12 protein-coding genes are annotated in these 16,609 nt (G+C 70.5%); 1 reads left to right on the top strand and 11 read right to left on the bottom strand.

What is annotated here, in order from left to right:
* Positions 1-102: 102 nt before the first annotated feature.
* The 5 genes from VKN16_16450 to VKN16_16470 all read right to left on the bottom strand — a co-directional run bounded on the left by VKN16_16450 (position 103) and on the right by VKN16_16470 (position 6,655).
* Positions 103-1,263 (bottom strand): GuaB3 family IMP dehydrogenase-related protein, encoded by a 1,161-nt coding sequence (locus tag VKN16_16450; protein ID HME95798.1) that lies wholly within the window; start codon positions 1,261-1,263, stop codon positions 103-105.
* Positions 1,264-1,406: 143 nt separating this feature from the next.
* Positions 1,407-2,186: a type III pantothenate kinase gene (locus VKN16_16455; GenBank protein ID HME95799.1), complete on the bottom strand. Its 780-nt coding sequence runs from the start codon at positions 2,184-2,186 to the stop codon at positions 1,407-1,409.
* Positions 2,170-2,931: a biotin--[acetyl-CoA-carboxylase] ligase gene (locus VKN16_16460; protein HME95800.1), complete on the bottom strand. Its 762-nt coding sequence runs from the start codon at positions 2,929-2,931 to the stop codon at positions 2,170-2,172. The genes VKN16_16455 and VKN16_16460 overlap by 17 nt, the downstream gene beginning before the upstream one ends.
* A 16-nt stretch (positions 2,932-2,947) precedes the next feature.
* On the bottom strand, positions 2,948-5,581 hold the full coding sequence (locus tag VKN16_16465) for a valine--tRNA ligase (protein HME95801.1): 2,634 nt from the start codon (positions 5,579-5,581) through the stop codon (positions 2,948-2,950).
* A 9-nt stretch (positions 5,582-5,590) separates the two neighbouring features.
* Entirely contained in the window at positions 5,591-6,655 is a 1,065-nt protein-coding gene (locus tag VKN16_16470; GenBank protein ID HME95802.1) for a hypothetical protein, read from the bottom strand.
* A 24-nt stretch (positions 6,656-6,679) separates the two neighbouring features.
* Between VKN16_16470 and lptG the strand changes: the two genes are divergently transcribed.
* Complete coding sequence (lptG, locus tag VKN16_16475; GenBank protein HME95803.1) at positions 6,680-9,001, top strand: LPS export ABC transporter permease LptG; 2,322 nt, start codon at positions 6,680-6,682, stop codon at positions 8,999-9,001.
* Here the strand turns inward: lptG and VKN16_16480 are convergent.
* The 6 genes from VKN16_16480 to VKN16_16505 form a co-directional block, all read right to left on the bottom strand.
* Entirely contained in the window at positions 8,998-11,700 is a 2,703-nt protein-coding gene (locus VKN16_16480) for a UPF0182 family protein (GenBank protein ID HME95804.1), read from the bottom strand. The two genes, lptG and VKN16_16480, sit on opposite strands and share 4 nt — an antisense overlap.
* 153 nt (positions 11,701-11,853) lie before the next feature.
* The gene (gene metK, locus VKN16_16485; GenBank protein ID HME95805.1) at positions 11,854-13,005 is read right to left on the bottom strand and encodes a methionine adenosyltransferase; all 1,152 of its coding nucleotides are present in this window, start codon (positions 13,003-13,005) and stop codon (positions 11,854-11,856) included.
* Between the two features lie 75 nt (positions 13,006-13,080).
* Positions 13,081-15,216, bottom strand: a complete 2,136-nt coding sequence (locus VKN16_16490; protein HME95806.1) for an alpha-amylase/4-alpha-glucanotransferase domain-containing protein — start codon at positions 15,214-15,216, stop codon at positions 13,081-13,083.
* Complete coding sequence (gene rapZ, locus VKN16_16495) at positions 15,209-16,093, bottom strand: RNase adapter RapZ (protein ID HME95807.1); 885 nt, start codon at positions 16,091-16,093, stop codon at positions 15,209-15,211. Before rapZ ends, VKN16_16490 begins: the two co-directional genes overlap by 8 nt.
* Positions 16,094-16,100: 7 nt before the next feature.
* Complete coding sequence (gene raiA / locus VKN16_16500; protein ID HME95808.1) at positions 16,101-16,400, bottom strand: ribosome-associated translation inhibitor RaiA; 300 nt, start codon at positions 16,398-16,400, stop codon at positions 16,101-16,103.
* A 12-nt stretch (positions 16,401-16,412) separates the two neighbouring features.
* Positions 16,413-16,609 (bottom strand): RNA polymerase sigma-54 factor (locus VKN16_16505; protein HME95809.1); only part of this gene is annotated, 197 nt, incomplete at its 5' end.

Genomic DNA, 16,609 nt, shown 5'->3' on the forward strand with positions numbered 1-16,609 from the left:
TCGTGGGCGATTTACTCCACATGACGGTAAGGCCTCTTCGGGCCTCCGGCCCTCATCGGGGCGCCCGGGCCAACCGGCCACGTCTATCCGCGTCGTGGGGCCCTAGCGAGGGGTGCCCAGCTTCTGGGCGCGCTGGAAGACCTTGCCCTCGGTCTTGATCGAGGGCGCGATGATCAGCTCGGTCTGCTGGAGCTCGCGAACGTTCATGGCGCCCACCGAGCCCATGCAGGTCCGGATGGCGCCCACGAGGTTCAGGGTGCCGTCCTCGGTGAAGGCGGGCCCGAACAGGATCTGCTCGAGCGGCCCCGCGATGCCCACCCGGATGCGCGTGCCGCGCGGCAGGTTCGAGTGCGGCGTCGCCATGCCCCAGTGATAGCCGCGGCCCGGAGCTTCCTTGGCCCGCGCGAACGCGGAGCCGATCATGACCGCGTCGGCACCGGACGCCAGGGCCTTGCAGATGTCGCCGCCGGTGGTCATGCCCCCGTCCGTGATGATCGGCACGTAGCGGCCGGTCTTCTTGTAGTAGAAGTCGCGCGCGGCGGCCGAGTCGGCGGTGGCGGTCACCTGCGGCACGCCCAGGCCGAGCACCTCGCGGCTCGTGCACGCCGCGCCGGGCCCCACTCCGATCAGCAGCGCGTCGACGCCACAGTCCATCAGCTCGAGGCAGGCCTCGTAGGTGACGACGTTGCCGATGATGAGCGGGATCGACAGGTGCTTCTTGAGGCTGCGCAGGTCGACCGGCGTGTACTCGCTGGCGATGTGCCGCGCGGTGGTGACGGTGGACTGCACCACGAAGAAGTCGGCGCCCGCCTCCTCCGCGATCTTGGCGAAGCGCTCGGCGCGCTGCGGGATTGAGGAGACCAGCACCGGGCCGCCGCCCTTCTTGATCTCGCTGATGCGCTTGTGGATCAGCTCTTCCTTGATGGGCTCGCTGTAGATGCCCTGGATGATCTTGGTGGCTTCTTCCAGGCTGGCGGAGGTGATGCGATCGAGCACGACGTCGGGATTGTCGTAGCGGGAGAAGATGCCCTCGAGGTTGAGCACCGCGAGGCCACCCACCCGCCCCATCTCGATGGCGAACGACGGGCTCACCACCCCGTCCATGGCCGCCGCGATGATCGGGATCGGGAAGCGATGGCCGCACAGCTCCCAGGAGATGTCCACCTCGCTGGGATTGATGGTCAGGGCGCCGGGAACCAGCGCAATGTCATCGAAGCCGTACGCCGCCCGGGCCTTCCGGCCCCGCCCGACCCACATGCCCATACGCCCCGCCTCCTGGCCTCACCCGGCCTCGGCCTGGCCCCCGCTTGCCGGCCACCAGACCCCGTATGTAGAGAACCGCCCGCCGTGACCTACCGTATTTAGGGGTGCAGTATACGAGCGCGCGCCGTCGGGTGTCAACGGGGTCACGCCGAGGGAGTCGGGTGCGCACGCTCCCAGAGGATGCGCAGGCCTTCCAGCTTGAGGTCCGGATTGACGAACTGGAGGCACTGCACCACCTCACGCATCTGCCCCACCAGGCCTCCGGTGCCGACCACCCGGACGTCGCTCTCCATCTCGCGGCGCATGCGCTCCACGAGCCCGTCCACCAGCCCGGCCCACCCGTAGATCATCCCCGACTGGATGTTGCTCACGGTATGGCGGCCGATGGCGTCCTTCGGCCGCACCAGCTCCACGCGCACCAGCCGCGCCGCGCGCGAGACGAGCGCCTCCGCCGCGGTGTTGATGCCGGGGGCGATGGCGCCGCCGATGAACTCGCCGCGGCGGTTCACGCAGTCGAACCGGGTGGCGGTGCCGAAGTCCACCACGATGAGCGGCGTGCCGTAGAGCGCGACGCCCGCCACGCAGCTGACCACGCGGTCCGCGCCCACCTCCCGCGGCACGTCCACGTTGAGCGGCAGGTCCGCGGTGACCCCCGGCTCCACGGTGAGTGGGCTCACCCCGAAGTAGCGGTCGCACATCCACTCCAGCGCCTGCTGGATCGGCGGCACCACGTTGGAGATCGCCACGCCGGTGATGTGGTGCTGCTCGATCCCGCGGGTGGCGAGGAGCGTCTGGATGAACACGCCCCACTCGTCGGCGGTCTGCTCGCGCCGCGTGGTCAGGCGCCAGGACGCGCGCAGCTGTCCTCCCTCGTAGATGCCGAGCGAGGTGTTGGTGTTGCCGACGTCAATGACCAGCAGCATGGGCCGCCACCTCCTCCGCCGCTCCCCCCGAGACCACCGGCACGAGCCGGCCGTCCGCCGCGCGGGCGAGCAGGACTCCATCGTCTCTCACGTCTTCTCCCGCGCCGAGGGTGCCGTCGGGCAGTCGCACGATCTGCCCCGGCAGCCGCGCGTGCCCGAGCCACGCGCTCCGCAGCGCCGCGAAGCCGCCGGTCTGCCACATCGCGTAGCGTCGCTCGAGCTGCGCCAGCAGCGCGCTCAGCATCGCGTCGCGATCGTGGACGCGCCCGGTGACGAGGCGCAGCGACGTCGCTCGATCGGCCAGCGCCGGCGGAAACCGCGTCTGGTTCAGGTTCATCCCGATTCCCAGGATCACGTGCTGCAGGCCGGCCGCCCCGCCCGCGCCCGCGCGGCCGGACGCGGCCTCGGCGAGGATGCCGCAGACCTTGCGATCGTCGACGAGCAGATCGTTGGGCCACCGGATGCGCGCGGTGAGGCCGGCGGTCGCGAGGGCGTCGGCGACGGCGAGGCCGGCCACGAGGGAGAGCTGCGGGGCCGCCGCGGGCGACGCCGACGGGCGCAGCAGCACCGAGACGAGCAGGCTCTCCCCGGGCTCGTCCCACCACTCGTGGCCGCGTTGCCCGCGGCCGGCGCGCTGGTGACGGGCCGTGACCACGGTGCCCTCGGGCGCGCCCTCCGCGGCCAGACGCTGCGCCTCGGTCTGGGTGGAGTCGACGCTGTCCAGCGCGTGGAGCCCGAACTGCACGACCGTCTCCCGGCCGCTACTCGAGGGCGGCGAGGCTCGAGGTCAGCTTCTGCTCGATCTGGCGCTGCTCGGCCAGGCGGATGCGCTCGCGCTCGACGACCTCGGCGGGCGCGCGCTCGACGAAATCGGCGCGGCCCAGCTTGCCCTCGAGGAAGGCGATCTCCTTGCGCGCCCGCTCCACCTCCTTGCGCAGTCGCTGCCGCTCGGCGTCGAAGTCGACCACGCCCTCCAGCCGCACGAACACGTCGCCGCTCGGGGTGGTGGCGGTCGCCGAGCTGGGCGGACGGGTCGCGTCGGGGGACACCGTGACCCCGGCGCGGGCCAGGCTGCCGATGATCGCCGCGGCCTGCTCGAGCGCCGCCGTCACTTCGGGCCCCCCCGGCCGCACCAGGACCTCGAGCTGCACCGCGGGGGAGATCCGGCTCTCGCTGCGCACCGTACGGATCGCGCTCACCACGTCGAGCACCGGGGCCATGAGACGCTCCGCCTCCGGATCGCGTCCCTTGCGCGACGCCTTCGGGAAGGGCGCGATCATGATCGAGCGCGCGGCGGTCGGGTCGCCCTCGTGGGGCAGCCGCTGCCAGAGCTCCTCCGAGATGAACGGCATGAAGGGGTGGAGCAGGCGCAGGGTGGTCTCGAGCGTCTCCACCAGGGTGCGCTGGGTGCACGCCCTCGCGGCGGGGCTCTCGGGCTGGTAGAGGCTCCGCTTGGCGATCTCCAGATACCAGTCGCAGTACTCGTGCCAGAGGAACTGGTAGACCGCGGAGGCCGCGTCGTTGAAGCGGTAGGTGTCGATGGCCTTCCGCACCCGCGCGGTGGTCTCGGTGAGCCGGCTCACGATCCAGCGGTCGGCCACCGACGGGGCGCCGCGCCGGGCGAGATCGGGATCGTAGCCCTCCAGGTTCGTCAGCACCAGCCGGGCCGCGTTCCAGATCTTGTTGGCGAAGTTCCGGTAGCCCTCGATGCGCTCCTCGGACAGGCGGATGTCGCGGCCCTGCGCCGCGAGGGCGGCGAGCGTGAACCGGAACGCGTCGGTCCCGTACTTGTCCATCACGTGAAGGGGATCGACCACGTTGCCCTTGGACTTCGACATCTTCTGGCCCTCGGCGTCGCGGACCAGCGCGTGGATGTAGACGTGGCGAAACGGCACGTCGCCCATGAACTTGAGGCCGAGCATCGCCATCCGGGCCACCCAGAAGAACAGGATGTCGAAGCCGGTCGACAGCACCGAAGTCGGATAGAACACCCCGAGCTCGGGCGTGGACTCGGGCCACCCGAGGGTGGAGAAGGGCCAGAGCCCGGACGAGAACCACGTGTCGAGCACGTCGGTGTCCTGCCGCAGCGGCCCGCCGCACTGCGGGCACTCGCGGAGATCGGTGCGGGACACGTGCATGCTGCCGTCGCGGTCGCAGTACCACACCGGGATGCGGTGCCCCCACCACAGCTGCCGCGAGATGGCCCAGTCGCGGATGTTCTCCATCCAGTGGAAGTAGGTCTTCTTCCACACGCGCGGGATGATCTTGATCTTGTCCGAGCGCACCGCCTTGATGGCCGGCTCGGCCAGCGGCTTCATGCGCACGTACCACTGCTTGGAGACGAGCGGCTCGACCACCGTCCGGCAGCGGTAGCACACCCCCACCGAGTGCCGGTAGGGCTCGATGCGGTCGATGAGCCCGAGAGCCTGCATGTCCTCGACGATGCGCTTGCGCGTCTCGAAGCGGTCGAGGCCCGCGTACTTGCCGGCCAGCGCGGTCATCTTGCCGTCGAAGCCGATGACGCTGCGGATCGGGAGGTCGTGGCGCTTGCCGATCTCGAAGTCGGTGGGATCGTGACCCGGCGTGACCTTGATGACCCCGGTGCCGAATTTTGGGTCGACCGCGCTGTCGGCGACCACCCGGAGCGTGATGGTCCCCTCCACCGAGGGCACCTCGAGCGTCTTGCCCACGTACTTCTTGTAGCGCTTGTCCTGAGGATGCACCGCGACCGCGGTGTCGCCGAGCTTCGTCTCGGGGCGCACGGTGCCGAGGGTCAGCGGCCCGTACTTGATGTAGACGAACTCGGCGTCCTGCTCCTCGCGCTCGACCTCGAGATCGGAGAGCACGGTCTGGCAGCGCGGGCACCAGTTGACGATGTAGTCGCCCTGGTAGATCAGCCCCTCCTCCCAGAGGCGGACGAACACCTCGCGCACCGCCGCCGACAGCCCCGGATCCATCGTGAACCGCTCGCGGGCCCAGTCGCAGGAGGCGCCGAGGCGCTTGAGCTGGCGGATGATGGTGCCGCCGGACTCCTCCCTCCACTGCCACACCCGGGCCACGAAAGCCTCCCGCCCGAGGTCCTCCTTGGTCTTGCCTTCCTTCTCGAGCTGCCGCTCGACGACGTACTGGGTCGCAATGCCCGCGTGATCGGTGCCGGGCATCCAGAGCGTGTTGTAGCCGTCCATCCGCTTGTAGCGGATGAGCACGTCCTGCAGGGTGTTGTTGAGCGCGTGTCCGAGATGGAGCGAGCCGGTCACGTTGGGCGGCGGGATGACGATGCAGTACGGCTTCCTGGGCGAATCGACGTCGGCGTGGAAGTAGCCCCGCTCTTCCCAGACGGCGTACCAGTGAGGCTCGACGCGCGTCGGATCGTAGCGGTCCGCGATTTCGCTCATGTTATCGCGTCATTCTAACACGGGCCGTGCGCCGCTCACCCGCCACCCCGCGGGACTCCGCGTCCAGGACAGCGCCCACGGGACGCGACGGCCGTCTCGCACCTCGGTCGCGGCCATCGTCACCGGGCCGCGCGAGCCCGCCGGACCGATCTGCTCGCACACCGGCTCGGCCACGAGGACCGCGGGCAGGCGCGCGCGCACCGCCGCCGCGGGAACGAGCCGCGCCACCGCGCGCGCGTCGGCGCTTTCGATGGCGCGGAACAACGCGTCGGCCGCCACGCCCAGATCGCGCCGCCACGTGTTGGTGACCTGCCGTCGGGTCACCGCGAGACCGCCATCGGCGGCGAGCCGGTAGTGATCTTCCTGCTCCATCTGATCGGCGCAGCCCGGCTTCCAGCCCGGGTAGTGCGGCTGATAGCGCACCACCAGCTCACCCGGCTGCGTGCGCCACTCGGTGACCGTGAGCCCGTCCTCCGCCGTGCTCCAGGCGCGCTCCACCCGATCCGGCTCGCGCGCCCGCCACAGCTCGCCGTGCAGCGTGCGCACCCCGTGCGCGGTCGGCGGGCCGCCCCACAGCGCGAGCACCCGCACCACCCGATCCGGCCCGGCCGGCCACACCTGCGCGTCGAGGAGCCCGTCGTGCGTGGAGGCGGCGGCGAGCGCAGCGTCCCGGCCGCTGCCCACGAAGAGGCGCAGCGAGCCGGAGCCCTCCACGCCGACGAGGCTGTAGAGTCCCACCGTCACCGAGACGCGGCGCCCCGCAGCGGGGATGCGGACCACGCGGAGGGTCGCGCCGCCCCAGGCGTCCATCAGGGCGTCGAGCCGCTCGCGGATGAACACGACCGAGGAGAAGGGCTCGTCGCCGCGTAGGCTGTCGAGCACCTCGGCGTCGACCAGCTCGTACAGATCGCGCACCGCCCGCTCGCGGGCCGGGGCGTCCGTCGCGGTCACGAGCTGCTCGCGGGCGACCGCGCGGAAGCGGTCGAGCCGATCCGGCGCGGCGCCGAGGCGGGCCGGGGCGAGCGCGAGGAGCAGAGCGATCGCGAGCGTCCCGCCGATTCGCCGCCCGGTCATGGCGCTAGCGTACAATGGGGCGGCATGACCCGCATCCTCGACCGGTACGTCATCAAGGAGCTGGGTCCGCCCTTCGCCATCGGAGTGGGCGTCTTCACCTTCTTCCTCGTCATCGACCGGATCTTTCAGCTCACCGACCTCGTCATCACCAAGAACGTGCCGTTCGCGCTGGTGATGCCGCTGCTCGCCTACATGCTGCCCGCCTTCCTCGCCCTCACCCTGCCGATGGCCTTGCTCGTCGCGGTGCTGCTGGTGGGCGGCCGTCTCGCCGGCGATCTCGAAGTCGCGGCGCTGAAGGCGTCGGGGGTGAGCCCGTTGCGGCTCTTCCGCCCCTTCCTCGCCGTGGGCATCGTGGTCACCCTGCTGATCGCCTGGCTCACGCTGGTGGTGGGCCCGTGGTCGAGCGGAGCCTTCCAGCGCCAGCTCTTCCTCATCCTGCAGTCGCGCGCCTCCACCGGCATCAAGGAGCGCACCTTCAGCGCCACCTTCAGCCAGTTCGTGATCTACGTCGACGAGGTGAGCGCCTCCCAGGTGCGCCTGAAGGGCCTGCTCGTCTCCGACGAGCGCAACCCCGAGCAGTCGCGGATCATCGTGGCCCGCGAGGGCCGGCTCCTGAGCGACGAGGCGACGCGGCGCATCACCCTGCGCTTCCTGGACGGGTCCATCAGCGAATCCGACGTGGGCGACCGCCGGCGCTTCCGCCAGACGTACTTCAGCCTGTACGACATGACCCTGCCGGTGGACTCGCCGATCGCCGCGGTGTCACGCGAGGAGAAGCCCGAGAAGCAGATGCCGGTGCGTCAGCTCCTCGCGGAAGCACAGCGGCTGCGCCGCGAAGGCCAGCCGAGCGCGCCGTACTACGTCGAGCTGCACAAGCGCTTCGCCCTGCCGGTGGCCGCGCTGGTCTTCACCCTGGTCGGCTTCCCGCTCGGCATCCGCTCCCATCGCGGCGGCCGCGCGGCCGCGCTCGCCCTCTCCTTCGGGATCGTGGTCGGCTACTACATCCTGTACAACTCGATGGAGGGCTTTGCCCTGCGCGGGCGGATCCCCGCCGGCGTCGCGGTGTGGATCCCCAACGCGATTCTGGCGGTGATGGGCGCGCTCCTGCTTCGCGCGAGCGTGGTGGGCGCCCCCACCGCCGCGCTCGACCTGTTCTGGCGGCTCTGGGCCCGGGTGGAGCAGCGCCGGGCCGGCCGCGTGGTGCGGCCGGTCGAGGAGCGGAAGCTGCGCCGGCTCGGGCGCTTCGCGGGACCGCGCGAGTCCACCTTCATCATGGACCGCTACCTGATCCGCCAGTACCTGCTCTTCCTGGGCATCGGCACCCTGGTGGGCCTGGTGCTCATCGGCGTGGTGGACCTGCTGCAGACCCTCGACCGCTTCCTGCGCACCAAGCCGCCGTTCACCACGATCCTGGAGCACTTCCTCTACCGCATGCCCGGCGAGCTGTACAAGGGCCTTCCGATGATCGTGCTGATCGCGACGGTGTTCATGTTCCTGTCGCTCACCCGGCAGCGCGAGCTGGACGCGCTGAAGGCGGCCGGGATCAGCCTCTACCGGGCGAGCCTGCCCATCTTCCTGGTGGCGGCCGGCATCAGCGTGATGGCGGTGATCTTCCAGGAGGCGGCGCTGCCCGACATCAACGCCAAGGCCGAGGAGGTGGACCGGGTGAAGATCCGCGGCCAGCTGCCGCGGCACCTGCAGCGGCAGACCCAGATCTGGTACCGGTCGTCGGACACGCGGTTCTTCCGCATGGCCCTGCTCGATCCGGTCGGCAAGTCCATGGAGGGGCTGCTCGTGCTCGACATCAGCCCCGGCTTCCGGCTGATCGATCGCCTCGACGCGCGCCTGGCCCAGTGGACGCCCGAGGGCTGGCGCCTCACCGACGGCGTCTATCGCCACGTGGGCCCGCAAAACCGGGTGACCTCGGAGATGTTCGACGCCCGCCTGGTGGCGATGCCCGAGCACATCGACGACTTCATCCAGGTCCAGAACGCGCCCGACACCATGAGCTTCCTCGAGCTGCGGGCCTACGTGTCACGCCTGCGGGAAGGCGGCCACCGCGTCAACCGCTACCTGGTCCAGCTCTACTCGAAGCTTTCGTTCCCGCTGGTGCACGTGATCATGGCGCTGGTGGCGATCCCGTTCGCGCTGGTGTCCCCGCGCAGCGGCGGCCGCGCCATGGGGATCGGAGTGGCCATCGTGATCGCGGCGGGCTACTGGGTCGTGCACTCGGTCGCGCTCGCCTTCGCGCAGGCCGACCTGCTGCCCGCGGCGCTGGCCGCGTGGACGGCCAACATCGTGTTCGCCGGGATCGGCACCGCGCTCTTCCTCAGCGCGCGGACCTAGCGCCCTCCCTGCAGCTGACGGAGGGCCTCCTCCACCCGCTTCTGCTCCTGACCGTAGGCCGCCCAGTCGCCCTTGCGCAGCGCCTCCTGCCCGCGCTGCCACGCCTCCCACGCGCGCTGGACGCCCTCGATGATCGCGGCGCCGGCCGCGGGGCTCGGCCCCGAGGGAGCGCGCTCCACCGGCCGGCCCGCCGACTCCTCCCCGCGCACGCGGCCGCCGAACACGCGGGCCAGCGCGGCTTCCAGGGTCGGCTCCATCGCGATCTGGTTGCCGTAGGCGACCACCACCCGGCGGAGCTCGGGGAGCGCCCCCTGCTCGGCCGCGGCCAGGTAGAGCGGCTGCACGTACACCAGCGACTGCTCGATGGGGATCGCCAGCAGGGTGCCGGTGATGACGCGCGAGCCCTGCTGGTTCCACAGGGCGATCTGCTGGGAGATGACCGGGTCCTGGTTGATCCGGGCCTGGATGTTACGCGGCCCGAACACGAGCTTCTGCTTCGGGAACGCGTAGGCGATGAGGCGCCCGTACTGGGGCGGATCCATGCGGGCCACCAGGAGGGCGATCATGTTGTCGCGCCCGCTCGGGTTGAACCCGGAGAGGAGGACGAACTCCTCGCGAGGCTCTCCGGGCAGCCGCATCACCGTGAAGTACGGCTCCATCTCCCGCTCGCGTCCCTCCTGCTGCAGGCGCGGCAGCACCCAGAGGTCCTCCTTGTTGTAGAAGACCTGCGGATCCTGCATGTGGTACGTCGCGTACATCCGCGCCTGCACCGTGAACAGGTCCTCCGGGTAGCGGACGTGGATCTGGAGGTCCTTGGGCATCTGGTCGAGCGGCTTGAACAGCGCGGGAAACGCCCGCGCGTACGTGCGAATCAGCGGGTCCTCGGGATCGGCGACGTAGTAGCTCACGGTGCCGTCGAAGGCGTCCACCGTGGCCTTGACCGAGTTGCGGATGTAGTTGAAGCCGCGCACCGGCGTGGCGTACGGATACCTGTCGCTCGTGGTGTACCCGTCGATCATCCACATGAGCCGCCCGTCCGCGGTGATCACCACGTACGGGTCGCGGTCGAACTTCAGGAACGGGGCCGCCTCCTGCACCCGCGCCGCCACGTCGCGGTAGATCATCACCCGGCTGTCGGGGGTGAGATCGTTCGACAGCAGGACGTTGAGCGCGCCGAAGCGGGCCGCGAAGGCCGCCTTGCGGAGGAACGAGTCGACCGGGATGCCGCCCTTGCCCTCGTAGCGCGTGTAGACGTTCTGGTCGCCCGAGGGATAGTCCAGCTCCTGGGACCGGGTGCGCACGAACACGTATTCGTTGCCGATCTCGCCGTAGTAGATCTCGGGCCGGGTGATCTTGGGAATGCCGCCGCTCACCGACGGCGGGATGTCCTTGATGAAGAAGTCCGGCAGGCCCTCGGGAGTGATGCGGTTGACCGGGCTCGCGACCAGCCCGTAGCCGTGGGTGTAGGTCAGGTGCTCGTTGATCCAGCCGCGGCTCGGCAGGTCGCGGTAGGAGAGCTCGCGGGCCGAGAGCATCACCTGTCGATACTCGCCGTTCAGGGTGTAGCGCCCGACGTCCACGTCGCGGAACTTGTAGTAGGTGCGGATCTCCTGCAGCTTGCCGTAGGTGACGAGCAGCGGCCGATGGTCCCACAGCCGGATGTTCTTCACGGTGAGGTTGTTGCGATCGAGCACCGCCGGGGTGAGATTATCCTCGGCCGCGAAGTCCTTCTCCATCACCCGGTCGAGCGCGTACGCCTGCCGCGTCATCCGGATGTTGTTCTCGATGTAGGGACGCTCGAAGGCCAGCTCGTTGGGCTTGACCCGATAGCTCTGCAGCAGCGCCGGAGCGATCCCGAGGCCGGCCACCCACAGCACCACCAGCACCACCAGGCCCGCGACCAGGAAGCGCCAGCCCGGGCGGAACATCTGGAACACGCACGCGGCCGCGCAGAGGAAGGCGAGCACGACCAGCCACTGCAGCACCGGCAGCGAGGCGTGCACCTCGGTATAGGAGGCGCCGAAGACGAGGCCGCGGGGCGAGAAGAGCAGATCGAAGCGGTCGAGCCAGAAGCCGATCCCGCGCAGCACCAGGAGCAGCGCGGCCAGCCCGAGCAGGTGCGTGCGGGCGCCCGCGGCCAGGCGCGGGCCGCGCGCGGTGAGCACGAGGCTTCGCTGCAGCACGTACACCGCGGCCACCAGGACCAGGGTGCCCGCCACCAGCGCGGTGCCCCAGCCGTACAGGAGCCGCCAGAACGGCAGCACGAAGAAGTAGAAGCCGAGGTCGCGCCCGAAGAGCGGGTCGGCCTGCTGGAACGGCGTGCGGTTGACGTACTCGAGCACGGTGGGCCACGCGCCGGTGGCCCGGGCGCCCGCGAAGAAGGCGATCACCGCGATCACCGGCAGGAGGAGCCGCCGGACCAGCGGCTCCAGGATCGCACGCCCCGGCAGGCCCAGCTGGTCCTCGAGCTCCCACAGCACGTCGGGCGGGGCGGTGCGCGCGGCCACCGAGAGGTTGACGAACAGGAATACGAACACCGCGGCCCCCAGCCCGAGGAACAGCCAGCCGCTCAACGTCAGCCGGGTGGTGAAGACGCTGGTGAAGCCCACCTCCTGGAACCACAGCCAGTCCGTGTAGAGCGGGACGGCCTGGCCGATCAGGCTGAGCGCGATGAAGCCCAGCAGGACCCACAGCCCCATCCGGGGCCGCCGCAGGGGCGTGACCCGACCGCCCGGGGGCGTCTGTGCCAACCCCTGGAGCCCTAGGTCCAGTGGGTCCCGCCGATCACGACGGGCGGGACACGGATGAGGTCGCGATTCATCATCGAGAGGGGGCGGCGCCGCCGCCGGGTCTCAGACCCCGGCGTCCGCGCGCAGGTCCTTGATCCGGTCGGTGCGCTCCCACGCGAACTCCGGCTCGCTGCGTCCGAAGTGCCCGTAGGCCGCCGTCTTCTTGTAGAAGGGCCGGCGCAGGTCGAGGTGCTTGATGATGCCCGCCGGGGTGAAGTCGAAGTGCCGGCGAATCAGCTGCTCGAGCTTGGGGTTGGGCACCTTGCCGGTGCCGAAGGTCTCGACCATGATCGAGACCGGATCCGCCACGCCGATCGCGTAGGCCACCTGCACCTGGGCGCGCTCGGCGAGGCCGGCGGCCACGAGGTTCTTGGCCACGTAGCGGGCCATGTAGCAGGCCGAGCGGTCCACCTTCGTCGGATCCTTGCCCGAGAAGGCGCCGCCGCCGTGGGGGCACGAGCCGCCGTAGGTGTCGACAATGATCTTGCGACCGGTGAGGCCGGTGTCGCCCATGGGCCCGCCGGTGACGAAGCGTCCGGTCGGGTTGATGTGGTAGGTGATGCCCCTGGGATCGATGAGGTGCTTGGGGATCGTCGGCAGCACCACCTGCTCGATCATGTCCTCGCGGATCGTCGAGAGCCCGGCGTCCGGCCCGTGCTGGGTGGAGATGACCACCGTCTCCACCGCGACCGGCTTGTGGTCGACGTAGCGCACCGTGACCTGGCTCTTGCCGTCCGGCCGCAGGTAGCCGAGCGCGCCGGTCTTGCGCACGTGGGTCAGCCGCTGGCAGAGCTTGTGGGCCAGCATGATGGGCAGCGGCATCAGCTCCTCGGTCTCGGTGCAGGCGTAGCCGAACATCAGGCCCTGGTCGCCCGCGCCGAGCTTGTCCACTCCCATCGCGATGTCGCCCGACTGCTCGTCGATCGCGGTGATCACCCCGCAGGTCTCGAAGTCGAACCCGTACTTGGCGCGGGTGTACCCGACCTCGCGGATCGTCTCGCGGGCGACGCGGGGGATGTCGACGTAGCACGAGGTCGTGATCTCGCCGGCCACGACCACGAGGCCGGTGGTGAGGAGCGACTCGCACGCCACGCGACCCGTCGGGTCCTGCGCGATGATCGCGTCGAGCACCGCGTCCGAGATCTGGTCGGCGATCTTGTCCGGATGTCCTTCGGTCACCGACTCCGAGGTGAACAGAAACTCCTCGCCCGCCATGCCGTCTTACCCTCCGTTCGCTGGTGATTCGGTCAACTGCGAATACGAGACACTAGCACGCCTCGCTCCGACCTCTCAAGCGGAATCCCGGGATTCCGTCGCGCCCGCGGACACTTGGCCCACGCGCACGCGCAGCGACGTCTCCCAGCCCTGCCCGGGCTCGAGCGCGAGCGGCCACGCGAAGAGCAAGGCCGAGCCCTGATAGATGCGCTCGAAGCCGGTCTCGGAGAGCGAGACCGTCTCGACCGGCGCCCACGCGACCGCGGCGGGCGCGTCGCACTCGATCGCGAGCTCGCAGCCGAGCCACTCATCGATCATCGCCAGCGCGCCCGCGCCCTCGAGACGACCCCGGCTGCCCAGCGAAGGGCGACCGTCGACGCGAAAGTAGCGGCCGGGCGCCTCGCCCGCGCTCAGCGTGAGGTTGCACTGCACCGCCCAGCGGGCCGCCAGCGGCTCCTCCCCGCTCCAGCGAAGCCGGTACCGCACCGTCACCGCGGCCTCGTCGGCCACGACGCGCAGCGACTTCTCCAGGGCCAGCGGCAGGCCGTCGAGGTCCGGCAGCGAGCAGCGCACCGCGACCTCGCGAGGCGCGGTCTCCACCTCGTGGGCGAGAAGCCGCTCCCCCACCACCCGGCGCGCCGCGTCCCACGGCTCGAGCGGATCCAGCTCGCCCTCGGGCGGGAACAGCCCGTCGAGCAGCGAGGCGCGCCGGAAGCGATCGTAGCGGAGCAGCGAGGTGAGCCCGGCCTCCTTCACCTCGGGCGCCGAGTGGATCGTCTTCACCTCGCCGTCCTCGTTCGCGCGCGGCCGATCCGCCACCTTGCGGTGGTACGCCTCCGGCCGTCGGGTGAGCACGTCGGCCACGTCGACTTCCCCCTGCGTCCACGTGAGCTCGGTGAGCGAGCCGCCCCGGGCCGGGCGCAGGGTCAAACCCAGCGCCCCGCCGCGCACGACGACCTCGGGGTGGCCGTCGCCGTCCACGTCGGCGTGGAGGCATTCGATGTCCGGTGTCGAGCGCGGCGCCGCGAGCTGCCGCTCGCACGCGATCAGCGAGGTCTTCACCGACCGGCGCAGGTGCGGCAGGTAGCAGCCGCCGAACACGCCGTGCCAGTAGGCGTCGTTGGCCTGTCCCTGCCAGAGTCGCTCGCGCGCCGCGAGCAGGCGCCGGTCGCGGGGGCGCCGCCGCAGGCCCTCGTGCACCCGGCGGGAGAGGCCGAGCATCTTCCAATAGGCGTCACCCATCTCCGGATACTTCACCAGGAAGTTGCGGAAGAAGCCGCCGCGCAGGAGCCGGGCGAGCCGCTCGCCGTCCGGCGTCGCGAGCAGGCGGTGGCGCGCGTCGTCGAGCTGGGCGCCCGCGGCCGGAGGCAGCGCCCATTCTCCCATCTCGGTGTAGGCCGCGGTGGGCAGGTACACGCGGCCCGCCGGCGGCTCGACGTCGAGGAAGCGCGAGAAGGTGGAGACGCGCAGCCACGGAGCGGCCTGCAGCGCCTCGAAGAAGCGCGTCAGCCAGCGCTCGCCGTACACGAGCTTGTCGGTGCCCGGCCAGACGCCGAACTTCTCGCCGTCGTCGGTCATGGTGATCGCGCCGGCGGCGCGCCGGCTCTCCAGGTAGCGGATGCTCTCCTCGGGGTTGGCGAAGGGCACCAGATACCGCAGCCGCTGGTTGATCGGGAACACCGCCACCGTGGCGCCCTGCTCCTCGGTGAGGTAGTAGCCGCCCAGGGCCTCGGGATCGAGGCCGGCGAGCGCGAAGTGCGAGTCGTCCACCAGCACGAACTCGACCCCCGCCTCGCGCAGCAGCCGCGGCAGGTGCGGCTCCCAGATTCGCTCCGCGAGCCACATCCCCCGCGGAGTCACGCCGAAGTGCGCGCGGATGAACTCGCGCAGGGCCTGGATCTGGCCGACCTTGTCCCAGTCGGGCAGCAACGCCAGGATCGGCTCGTAGAAGCCCCCGCCCAGCAGCTCCACGCGCCCGTCGGCGGCGAGCCGACCCAGCAGATCGAAGGTGGGACGGGCGCGCGTCTTGAGGGCGTCGAGCAGGCCGCCCGAGCAGTGGACGGTCAGGCGCAGGTCCCCGCCGGCGTCCGCCACCGTTTTCAGAAATGGATGGTAGGCCTGGCGGATCGCGTCGTCGACGACGGACTCGAAGTTGCCGACCGGCTGGTGATTGTGGATGCCGAACAGGAAGTGGAGCGGCCGGTCACTCACGGTCCAGGTCTCGGTGCCTGACGATGGGACTCAGGCCGAGGCCCGTCAGGAATGAGCGAAGCGCCTCCACCAGCAGCACCGAGCGGTGGCGCCCGCCGGTGCAGCCGATCGCCACCGTGAGATAGGCCTTCCCTTCGCGCTCGTACAGCGGCAGCAGGAACTTCAGCAGGCCTTCGAGGCGCGCGAGCAGCTCCCGGCTCTCCGAGAACGACATCACGAACTCCTCGACCGCGGGATCGCGGCCGTCGAGCGCGCGCAGCCGCTCCACGAAGTGGGGGTTGGGGAGGAAGCGCACGTCGAAGACGAGGTCCGCGTCGTAGGGCACGCCGTGCTTGAAGCCGAACGACACCAGCGACACCGTGAGGCCGCCCTTCGTTCCCTGCGGGCCGTAGGAGTGCACCATCTGGTCCTTGAGCTGGTGCACGGTCAGCGACGTGGTGTCGATGACCCGGTTGGCGATCTCGCGCAGGTGAGCCAGCGCCTTGCGCTCGGCCCGGATCCCGTCGATGACGTTGCCCTCGCCGGCCAGGGGATGGCGCCGCCGCGTCTCGTGGTAGCGCCGCACCAGCGTCTCGTCGGAGGCCTCCAGGAAGAGCACGTCCACCCGGTGGCCGCGGGCCCGCAGCTCCTCGATGGTCTCGACCATGTTGGCCAGGTACTCGCCCTCGCGCACGTCGACGCCCAGCGCGATGGCCTGGATGCCGCGGCTCGAGTGCGCGCACAGCTCGGCGAAGGTCGGGATCAGGGTGGTCGGCAGGTTGTCCACGCAGAAGTAGCTCAGGTCCTCGAGGCACTTGATCGCGTAGCTCTTCCCGGCCCCGGACAGCCCGGTGACGATGACGAACCGGATCGGGTCGACCGGGGCCGCGTCGCTCACCGCCGGCTCACCCGCGGGCCACCCGGCGCGCGCGCCGGGTCTTGGTCTCGCGCACCTGGCGCCGCAGCGCGTGCACCGCGCGATCCACCGCGGCGGAGAGGTCGGGGCAGGTCTCCTGGCTGTGGAAGCTGCGGGATCGCGCCACCACGGTCAGGGCCGCGGTGCGCCGGTGCTTCTCCTTGGAGAGGATGGCTCGGGTCTCCACCACCGCGGGCAGCAGCGGCTCCAGCTTGGACAGCTTGCGGGTGATCTCGTCCTTGTAGGTGCGAGAGATGGTCATCCCGCGGGTGCTGATGATCACCTGCATGGAGAGCGGCCCTCAGCGCTTCTTGGATTGCAGGCGCCTCTGATGCGACGGCAGGATGCCCAGCTCCTCGCGGTACTTGGCGACGGTGCGCCGCGCGATGGTGAGCCCCTGCCCCTGCAGCGCCTGGGCGATCTCCTGGTCGGAGAGCGGCTTGCCGCCGTCCTCGCCCGAGACCATGTCGCGGATCGTCTTCTTCACCGACACCGACG

It is taken from the genome of Candidatus Methylomirabilota bacterium (assembly GCA_035315345.1).
In the GTDB taxonomy this organism is placed as follows: domain Bacteria; phylum Methylomirabilota; class Methylomirabilia; order Rokubacteriales; family CSP1-6; genus CAMLFJ01.